Annotated in this window: 6 protein-coding genes; 4 read left to right on the forward strand and 2 right to left on the reverse strand. The window is 65.3% G+C overall.

Annotation, left to right across the window (positions count from 1 at the left end; genetic code table 11):
• Window positions 1–110 precede the first annotated feature (110 nt).
• Window positions 111–1,049 carry a LysR family transcriptional regulator gene (locus C1876_RS09020; protein ID WP_158544657.1) on the forward strand — a complete coding sequence of 313 codons (939 nt, stop codon included), beginning with the start codon at window positions 111–113 and terminating at the stop codon, window positions 1,047–1,049.
• On the opposite strand, the gene C1876_RS09025 is transcribed toward C1876_RS09020, so the two are convergent.
• Window positions 1,046–2,851 (reverse strand): FAD-binding protein, encoded by a 1,806-nt coding sequence (locus C1876_RS09025; RefSeq protein ID WP_114546396.1) that lies wholly within the window; start codon window positions 2,849–2,851, stop codon window positions 1,046–1,048. The two genes, C1876_RS09020 and C1876_RS09025, sit on opposite strands and share 4 nt — an antisense overlap.
• 225 nt (window positions 2,852–3,076) lie before the next feature.
• Here C1876_RS09025 and C1876_RS09030 point away from each other — a divergent pair, with 225 nt between their 5' ends.
• The 3 genes from C1876_RS09030 (at window position 3,077) to C1876_RS09040 (ending at window position 7,421) form a co-directional block, all read left to right on the forward strand.
• Entirely contained in the window at window positions 3,077–3,892 is an 816-nt protein-coding gene (locus C1876_RS09030) for a hypothetical protein (RefSeq protein WP_114546397.1), read from the forward strand.
• Window positions 3,893–3,986: 94 nt separating this feature from the next.
• On the forward strand, window positions 3,987–5,807 hold the full coding sequence (locus C1876_RS09035) for an ABC-F family ATP-binding cassette domain-containing protein (RefSeq protein ID WP_114546398.1): 1,821 nt from the start codon (window positions 3,987–3,989) through the stop codon (window positions 5,805–5,807).
• 102 nt (window positions 5,808–5,909) lie between these two features.
• Complete coding sequence (locus C1876_RS09040) at window positions 5,910–7,421, forward strand: helix-turn-helix transcriptional regulator (protein ID WP_244910096.1); 1,512 nt, start codon at window positions 5,910–5,912, stop codon at window positions 7,419–7,421.
• A gap of 38 nt (window positions 7,422–7,459) precedes the next feature.
• Here C1876_RS09040 and C1876_RS09045 read toward each other — a convergent pair whose 3' ends face one another.
• Window positions 7,460–9,373: a flavocytochrome c gene (locus C1876_RS09045; protein ID WP_211309532.1), complete on the reverse strand. Its 1,914-nt coding sequence runs from the start codon at window positions 9,371–9,373 to the stop codon at window positions 7,460–7,462.
• Window positions 9,374–9,575: the final 202 nt, after the last annotated feature.

Here is a 9,575-nt window from a genome sequence, read left to right on the forward strand (position 1 = left end):
CGTTATTGTACCGTAACGAATTCGGCTGACGGGTTGTACTTTGCGGGATACGTGCCCCGATGGAGCGATTCGTGTATAGTGGGAGTCGATGGTGGAGGGGAGGGAAGCCATTGGAAACCGCATACCTGCACGAATACATCACGTTCTCGCGTTCGCTCAACTTCGCTCAGGCGGCAACCGAGCTGTTCGTGTCGCAGCCGACGCTGCGCGCGCACATCCATGCGCTCGAAGATGAGGTGGGCGCCGCGCTCACGGTGAAGCGCAACGGGGCCCTCGAGCTGTCGCCGACGGGCAAGCTGTTCCTCAAGAAGGCGCGGGCCATCGTGAAGCTGACGGAGGAAAGCGTTGCGGAATGCCGCGCGTTTTCGGCCGCTTCGTCGTCGCTTGTGGTGGGCACGCTCGACTTCCCGCCGTTCGAGGACGTGCTGCTGCGCGCGCTCGCGGCGTTCAGGGAAGATTGCCCCGATCAGCACGTGGAAATCCTGTTCGCCTCGGGAACGTACGCCAACGTGGAATCGGTGGTGGACGGTCGGGTGGATCTCTCGATCTTCGTGCACGTGCAGCGCTGCGAGAACGGCGGTGTTCCGCAGCCCGTCACGATGCCCCGCCAGGTGAGCAGCTTTTTCTTCATGAGGGGCGAATGCCGCTTCTGGATGAACCGTTCGTGCCCGCTGTTCGAGCGCGCGCACATTTCGGCGCGCGACCTGGACGGCTACACGCTGTTGCTGGGAAACTCCGACAACATGGTGGAGGCGGGCGAGGCGGTTGCGTCGTGGTTCGCGCAGGCGGGCGTGCAGGTTGAGCCCGACAATCAGCCGTGCGCGAACTACCTGGACCTCTACCTGTCGGGATTGGGCGAAACGTTCGGCATCGCCTTGGGAGGCTCCCGGTCGGGGCTGCGTACGAGCCCCGACATCAGGATATTCACGGTTGAAGACTTCGTTATTCCCTGCGATCTGCATGTGCTGAGCAACGAAGAGCGGCTCGATTCATGCGGCCAGGCCTTTCTCGAGCGCTTGCAGACGCTCGCCCGGGAAAGCGACGCCTAGCGCGCCTCGATGATGGCGCCGGCCGCCATGTAGCCGCCCACGAACGACAGCCCGACATCGCCGTAGATGCCGTTGAACGGCTTGCCTGCGATGTTGTTCTCGCCGTTCGACCCGCCGGCGGTGTGCCACCCGGCGTACAGCCCGTCGATGACCGCGCCTTCCGCGTCGATGACCTGCATGTGCTTGTTCACGCGCAGCCCGCATTTCGTGGCGAACAGGTTGCCGCCGATCTTCGCGCCGTAGTAAGGCGGCTCGTCGATGGGAATGAGCCACGAGGGGTCGTACTTGTACGTGGGGACGGAGTCTTCGCCCGCGGCGCATGCGGCGTTCCAGTCTTTGACCGCCTGCGTGAGCACGCCCGTGCGCAGGCCGAGCGCTTCTTCCAGTTCCTCGAGGGTGTCGCACTTCTTCACCGCGCCCGCGTCCACCATGATTTGGAAGGCGTTGCGCCAATCGCGCTGCCACTCGGGCACGCGGTCGATGAGCGGATCGTCGTCGGGAATCACCTTGCCCACGCGGCACACGGACTGACCGAAGTAGTTCTCGTTCACGAGGTCCTCGTACTTCGAGTCGAAGCACACGTAGGTGCGTCCGCCGGGCTGGCTCATCTCGACGGCGCCCTGATCGGTGAGGGCCGTCACCATGCTGTCGGGGTCGGTGTTCATGAAGGGGTAGGACGTGCCGGCCGTGCTGAGGTACGGAACGCGCTGCCCCATGCGGTTGATGAGCAGCCACGGCTGACGAACGGCCTGGTTGCCGTCCTTGTTGACGTGCGCGTTCATGGCGGTGGCGAACTCGTCGTAGGGTTCCCACTCCACGCTGCCGTCGAAGCAGGCCACCGAGTTGTAGCCGGACAGGTCGGCGTTCACGCCGAGCCCCATGCGGATGCAGGCGCCGTCGTTGTAGGGCGGGGTGGCCACGTTCACCACGCCGCGTAGGCAGGTGGGCGCGTACTTGCTCAGCATGGCGCGGTTCATCTCGAAGCCGCCGGCGGTGAGCAGCACGCCCTTCGTGCCGCGGAAGAACTTCTCGCCGTCCGCCGTCTTCGCTCTGATGCCCACCACGGTGCCGTTGTCCACCACGAGCGCGAGCGCCTCGGTGCCCGTGCGGATGTCCACGCCGTGCTGCTTCGCCGTTTCGGTCATCATCTCGAAGGGGAAGTGCATGATCTCGATGGAGTTCTTCGCGGTGATCTGGCCTTCCCAGTACAGGCTCTTCATGCCGGCCGGGCCCTTGCTCGCGGGTGCCCATGGCACCTCGAGCGCGTCGGCCATCCAGTCGATGCACTGCGGACCCTCGACGGCCATGGCGTACAGCAGCTCCGGATCGACGGTCATCTGCTGCAGGTCGTTCACGTAGGCCACCACCTCGTTCGGGTCGTAGGGGTAGCTCGGGTAGGCCCACTCCACCTCGTTCGCCAGCCGGTGGCCGCCGAAGTTGACGAACATGCCGCCGTACGACGTGGTGCCGCCCGTTTTCTCGTTCTTCTCGAGCATGATCACCTTCATGCCCGCGTCGACGAGGCGCACCGATCCCGTGATGCCGCCGCCACCCGAGCCCACCACGATGACGTCGGCTTCCTCGTCCCAGGTCGCGGGCGGCTCGACGGGCTCGATGGGCGCCGCGGCCGCCTCGAACGCGAGCTGCGCCTTGTTCGCTGCGGTGCCGCCGTCCGACGAGCCCGATCCGCCCGCGGGCGCGCAGGCGGCCAGCGCGCCGCCTGCCGCGGTTGCCACCGTTGCCGTTGCGGCGGCCTTGAAGAAGCCGCGCCTGCTCAGGTTGTGCCGTTCGTTCGTACTCATGAAACCCCTCCTTCATCGGTGATCCCCTCCACGGGATGCCCCCATTCTAAGAGCCCTCCCACCAGGCCGAAGGCAAGGAAGTTCGCCCCTCAAACGGAAGTCGTGCAAGCCATGAAGGAAATTCAGCGGCCCCCGAGGAATTCCTTTCAAAAGCGGGAAAGGGGCGCGGCGGGGCGTTCTTTGGTACCATGGACGAAACGGCGGCTGCAACAAGGGGGTCCGCGCATGAAACTGAACGGGCGGTTGACTGGTTGGATCAAGGGATTGCTCGCGTGCGTTGCGTGCTGCGCGCTTGCGGGGTGTTCGACGGACGCCCCCGCCGATCAGGTGGCAAATTGGTCTCCCGATCCGTCGAACTACGACTACCATCTCGTGCTCGATACGACGTGGGAGAGGGAAGTTGCGGCGGCGTTCGAGGGCGGCGCTCCGTTCGCGGTACCGAACGACGACGCGGGCATCACGTTCGTCGAGGTGGAGGACGGCATCGCGCGGTTCCGTGCGAATCTCACGTGCGAGGGCGGCGATATCTGGGAGCAGTATTTCGCGTTGGGGAACGTTCCCGACGTGGGGTTCGTCGACGTGGGGCAGCCTTTCGACGGTGCGACGTCGGCTGAGCAGGAGATTTGGGGGCAGCCTTACTTCCCGGCGAGCACCATGGAGGTGTATCGGCGCATTGACTACGACGACGTGGGTTCCGAAGGCGTGTCTCTCGATATGCTCGCACGTGTTCCCGATGCGGCGCTTGAAGGCGATGCGGTTCAGCAGGCGGCGGCCGCGGCGCAGCAGCTTGAGCAGGCAACGCTTACGGTGGATGGAACGTTTGCCGGCGGCGGTATGACCTCGGCTTCGTATCGCATCACGATGGCGGATGGGTTCGAAGAAGCGGTGCGCGCACGGCTTGATGGAGCGGAAACGGGCGAGCCGCTCTTCGTCTTGCAGCGTTTGGACTACGATGACATCCCCGAGACCGCATTCCCTAACTGCTGGATGGCCCTTATGGAAGAGGGGTTGGAGGTGCCGCAGGAGCCGCGCGTTCTGTGATGCGTAGCTGCGCGGCCTTCTCGTGGAGCGGACGTGCGGGTTGGCGGCATGCGCTATAATCGGCCTTCTGGACTACGTGGAAGAGGATGGCTCTATGGCGTTTATGCTCGGGTGCGAGAAGGTGCGGGTCGAGTTCCCCACGAAAGAGGTATTCGCGGATGTGTCGCTCGGCGTGGACGAGGGCGACCGCGTGGGCATCGTCGGCCGCAACGGCGACGGCAAGTCGACGCTGTTGAATCTGCTGGCGGGCACGCTTGAGCCCGACGAGGGGCGCGTGCTGCGCAACGGTACCGTGCGCGTGGGCGTGCTGGGGCAGGCCGACACGCTCGACCCCGCGGCAACCGTGGGGCAGGCTGTGGTGGGCGATCTGCCCGAGTACGTGTGGGCGAGCGACGCGCGCATCCGCGACATCATCGCGGGGCTGGCCGGCGACATCCCCTGGGATGCGGTGGTGGGCACGCTTTCGGGCGGGCAGCGTCGCCGCGTCGACCTCGTGCGCCTGCTCATCGGCGACTGGGACGTGCTCGCGCTCGACGAGCCGACGAACCACCTGGACGTGCGCGCCATCACCTGGCTGGCGGAGCATCTGAAGACTCGCTGGAAGAAGGGCTCGGGCGCGCTGCTCATGGTCACGCACGATCGTTGGTTCCTCGACGAGGTGTGCCTGCGCATGTGGGAGGTGCACGACAAGCGCGTCGAGCCGTTCGAAGGCGGCTTCTCGGCGTACATCATGCAGCGCGTTGAGCGCGACCGCCTCATGGCGCTGGCCGAGCAGAAGCGCCAGAACGAGCTGCGCCGCGAGCTGGCCTGGCTCTCGCGCGGCGCTCGCGCGCGGGCGACGAAGCCGAAGTTCCACGTGGCGGCCGCCCAGGAGCTCATCGCCGACGTGCCGCCCCTGCGCGACGAGCTGGAACTCAAGCGCATGGCCATGGCGCGCCTGGGCAAGCAGGTGGTGGACCTCGAACACGTCACCGTGCGCTTCGGCGAGAAAACCGTGCTCGACGACGTGGACTGGATCATCGGTCCCGGCGACCGCTACGGCATCGTCGGCGAAAACGGCACGGGCAAAACCACGCTGTTGCGCGTGATTCAGGGTCTGCAGCAGTTGGACGCGGGTCGCGTGAAGATCGGGCAGACCGTGCGCTTCGCCGTGCTGTCGCAGCACCTCGACGACCTGTCCGAGCTGGGCGACGACCGCGTGCGTCAGGTCATCGGCCGTTACAACCGCCGCACCATGCTCGACGGCAAGGAGATGACGCCGGCGCAGCTGCTGGAGAAGCTGGGGTTTGCGCGCGCCGACCTCAACGAGCCGGTGAAGGATCTCTCGGGCGGGCAGAAGCGCCGCCTCGCCCTCATGCTGATCTTGCTCGACGAGCCGAACGTGCTCATCCTCGACGAGCCGGGCAACGATCTGGACACCGACATGCTGGCCGTGGTGGAAGACCTGCTGGACGCCTGGCCGGGCACGCTGCTGCTGGTCACGCACGATCGCTACCTCATGGAGCGCGTGACCGACCACCAGTTCGCCCTCATCAACGGCAAGCTCCGCCACCTCCCCGGCGGCGTGGAAGAGTACTTGGAATTGGCCCGGGATTCCATGGCGGCAGCACCGTCCGCAGGTCAACGCCCCTCGCGCGCTGCCGACCCAAGCGTTTCAGGAACCGAATCCTCGGCCGAGGGCTCTCGTCTTTCCGGCGGCGAGCAGCGCACCCTGCGCAAGCTCATGCAATCGAACGAGCGCAAGGTGGAAACCCTCAACAGCAAAATCGAGGACGTTCGCGCGCAGATGACCGCCGCCGACCCCACCGACTTCACCGCCCTCGGCGACTTCCAAGCCCAAATCGGCGACCTGCAACAGCAGATCGACGCCCTTGAAGACGAATGGATGGAAGCCGCCGAAAAGCTGGGGGAGTAGAGAACCGCCTCGCACGAACAGAGAGGGCTACGTGCGGGCTATGGTACAATTCCGGCTATGGGACAAGGGGCGGAATCTGATAGCGGGGCGCGCGGGCCGGCGGTGGATCGGTATCTTCATACCGGTTCGTTCGCGGCGTTCAAATCGACGTTTCTGTCGGGGCTGATCCTCGCGTTCTTCGGCATCGGGTTCTACCGTCTGTGGTACCAGTTCAACTTCTACAACCTGCATTTTTCTGCCGACGTCGGCATGGTGACGGTGGGCGCGAACATCGCTCGCGTGGCCGTGATCGCGCTGCTCGTGCTGCTGGTGTACAAGGCCGGCGTTTCGCGGGCGACCCGGGGCGTGTTCGTGTGGTCGGGCTTCGTGCTGATGACGGCATCGAGCCTGCTCTACCTGCTTGATCTCTTCTTCAACACGACCGACTTCGAGGCGCTGCGCGTGGTGGTGGGCGGCATCGGCCTCGTGGGCGGCGAGATCATCTGGATATTCTTTCTCGAACGGCTCCGTCCTGGCGAGGTGTTCTTCTACGCCGCGGGCGGTCTGGCGCTGTCGTGCGTGTTGTCGCTGGTCATGGGGTACTTGGACCCCGTCGTGTCGGGCATGATCAACCTGTTCGTGCCCGCGCTTTCGGTGTATGCGTACTGGCAGGCGATGACGCGCCTCGACGAGCGCGCCGAGACGGTGGGCGCCGATGCGCAGGACGACGCGATGGGGAAAGCGCCCGGGGCCGACACGCTGTACGAGACGGGCGCTCTGCGTGCCGGCACGTTGCAGGTGCTCGTCGCCTTTTTCCTGTACGCGCTGCTGCTGGGCATTGCGCTCGGCTATCCCGACGGGCGGCTGCGCGAGCTGTCGCAGACGGTGCGCTCGATACACCAGGTGCTGGTGGTGGTGCTCATCGCCGCGGTGGTGTGGCTCGTCCTCGTGCGGGGTCGCGCGTTCAAGCTGTCGGGTTACTGGCTGTTCCAAAACGCACTCATGATGGCAAGCATCTGCTTCCTGATGAGCGGGTGGGGCGGATCGGAAGAGGCCAGCACGTTTCTGCTGACGAATGCGGTGACGTGCTTCTACATCCCGCTTGTCTTCTACATCTACCTGATAGGGCGCCATGTGCACTACCCCACGACGCTCGTGTACGCGGTGGTGTACGGCGGGTCGCTGCTGTGCATGGCCGTCGGGCGCATCGTGGTGTACCTCGTGGGACCGACGCTCGACCACAGCCTGTGGCTGCTCATCGTCATGGCGCTCGTGGTGTTGGTGGAGGCGACGCTGGTCATGCGACCGCGCTTCATGGGCGACCGTCCCATCGGGTTCGAGCTGGGTGCCCTGCCGAAGGCGGTTCCCGCACCTGCGGTTGCGCCTGCGCCGGGTGTAACCGCCTCCTTGAGCGATCCACTCGACGCCTTCGCTCGTCAGTACGGTTTGAGCAGCACCGAGCAGGCCATCGTCTCGCTCGTTGCGCAGGGGCGCAGCCGCACCTACATTGCCGACACGCTCAACTATTCGGAGAACACGATCAGGAACTACACGCGCACGGTGTACCGCAAGGTGGGCGTGCATTCCAAGCAGGAACTGCTCGATCGGGTTGCCGAAGCGGACGGGCACGCGTGAGTGCGCCCGTCCGCTTTCTCGTTTGCTTGTAGCGTGGCCTAGCTCAGTGCGTTTTGAGCCGCCTGCGTGCCCGCATTGCGCCCGAAGGTGATGCAGTCGGCAATGGCGTTGCCGCCGAGGCGGTTGCTGCCGTGGATGCCGCCGGTGCACTCGCCGCAGGCGTAGAGGCCGGGGACGGCCTGGCCGGTCGCGTCGAGGGCCTGCGTGTCGACGTTGATGCGGATGCCGCCCATGGTGTGGTGCACGGTGGGCACCTTGCGGCATGCGTACCACGGTCCTTCGACAAGCTGCTGGTCGGCCGTGTTGTTGGCTTGGAAGCCGAAGGGGTCCTCCGCTTCTTCGGCAACCACCTGGTTGTACCCGTCGATGGAAGCCTGCAGCTTCGCGACGTCCATCTGCGTCTGCTGCGCGAGGTCTTCGACGGTTTCGCCCTTCACGATGTGCCCGAGCGCAAGCATGTTCTCAATGGTGGCGCCGTTGGCGTCCGGCTCGGTTTCGGAAGGGTAGCGCAGCTTGTTGACCACGATCCAGTACGTGGATTCGGGCTGGGCGAAGATGGCCTTGCACAGCGTGTCGCGCTCGGCGCCCTCGTTGACGAAGCGCTCGCCGTTCTTGTTGACGAAGATGCGGTTACGTCCCGAGGTGCGGATGTCCTCCATGAGGCCGGTGCCGGGCGTGCCGCACGGGTGCAGCTGAATGTCGGACAGCCCCACGAGCTCTGCACCCGCGCCCTCGGCCAGCTTGAGGCCCTCGCCTTGCGCGCACGGCTTGATGTTCGTGCAGCCGATGGAATCGTCCAGCTTCACGTCGGCCCATACGCCGTCGTTGACCTGCTGGCGGTATTCGACGTTGGCGCCGAAGCCGCCCGTGGCAACCACCACCGACTTTGCATTCACCGTCACGTCCTGGCTGCCGCGATGCACGGCCTTCACGCCGGCAACGGCGCCGTTGTTCAGCACCAGCTCCTGAGCCTGCGTCTCGTGCAGCACGACAAGCTGGTCGGCGTGGCTTGCGATGAACTCCTCGAACGAGCGGATGTAGGTGTTGCCCGACGGCGTGGCGGGGTAGTGGCTGCGCTCGCCCAGCGAGCCGGTGGCCGAACCCGTTTCGTCCTTGAACTTCACGCCGAGCGACTCGAGCCAGTGCACCGACTCGAGGGCGTTGTCGGTAAGGTAGTGGATGAGTTCGGGCGTGCCCTGCTCATGACCGCCCTCGTACGTGGTCTCGTAGAATTTCTCGATGGAATCCTCCACGCCCTGCTTCTGCTGACGCTCCGGGTCGACGGCGTTGAGCGCGCCTTCCGACACGTTCGTCGAACCGCCCGTGATGCCGCACTTCTCCACCACGACCACCGTGGCCCCCGCTTGCACGGCGGAGATGGCAGCCGTCAGGCCCGCGCCGCCGCCTCCGATGACGCACACGTCAGCATCGTAGGACGGCTCGATGGCGTCCTCGGGGCCGGCCGCCTTCTCGAGCGCTTTCGTTGCGCCCGCCTGATCGGCGCACTCCTTCACGCCTTGCTGCAGGCACATGCTTGAAAGAGAGGCGCCCGTAACGGCGTCTACGTTGAGCGTCTGGTACTGCATGATTTCATCGCTGAGGTCCTTGAGCGCCGACGCGCCGACGCCCAGCGATTCCTGGTTCGTGCTCGTGTCGATGGCCGTGATGGCGTTTTCCGAGAACGTCACATCGATGGTGAACGGAGCGTTGTGACCCTTCACGTTGGCGGTGTACGTGCCGGCCTTCCACCCCTGCGCTGCCGCATCGCCCGTGTTTGCGGGGGCGCACCCCGTCAGGCCGAAGCCCATGGCGCCACCGCAGGCGCCCAAGAACAGCGCGCCTTGCAGGAACGTGCGGCGGTTGATGCCGCCCCGCTGAAACAGCGCTGCACCGCTTGCGGCGCCCTGCTTCGCGGTTGCTTCGATCAGGTGGTCGTAGCGAGAATCGCTCATGAACAATCCCTCCTTCGCCCCCTCCCGAGGGGCTTATCGTGTTTCCCTACGGCTCGCCATGGTAGAGAGCGGGGAAGGAGGGATGCTAGACGCAAAGGGTACTCAGTCGTGTCCAAAAGGTACTTTTCTGGAACACGTGCATCGTTGTGCCTGGTGGGAGAGGAGTTACTTCCAGGTGCGGTCGGGCGCGGGAGGGATAGGC

Origin of the sequence: Eggerthella sinensis (assembly GCF_003339815.1) — a bacterium.
GTDB lineage: Bacteria > Actinomycetota > Coriobacteriia > Coriobacteriales > Eggerthellaceae > Eggerthella > Eggerthella sinensis.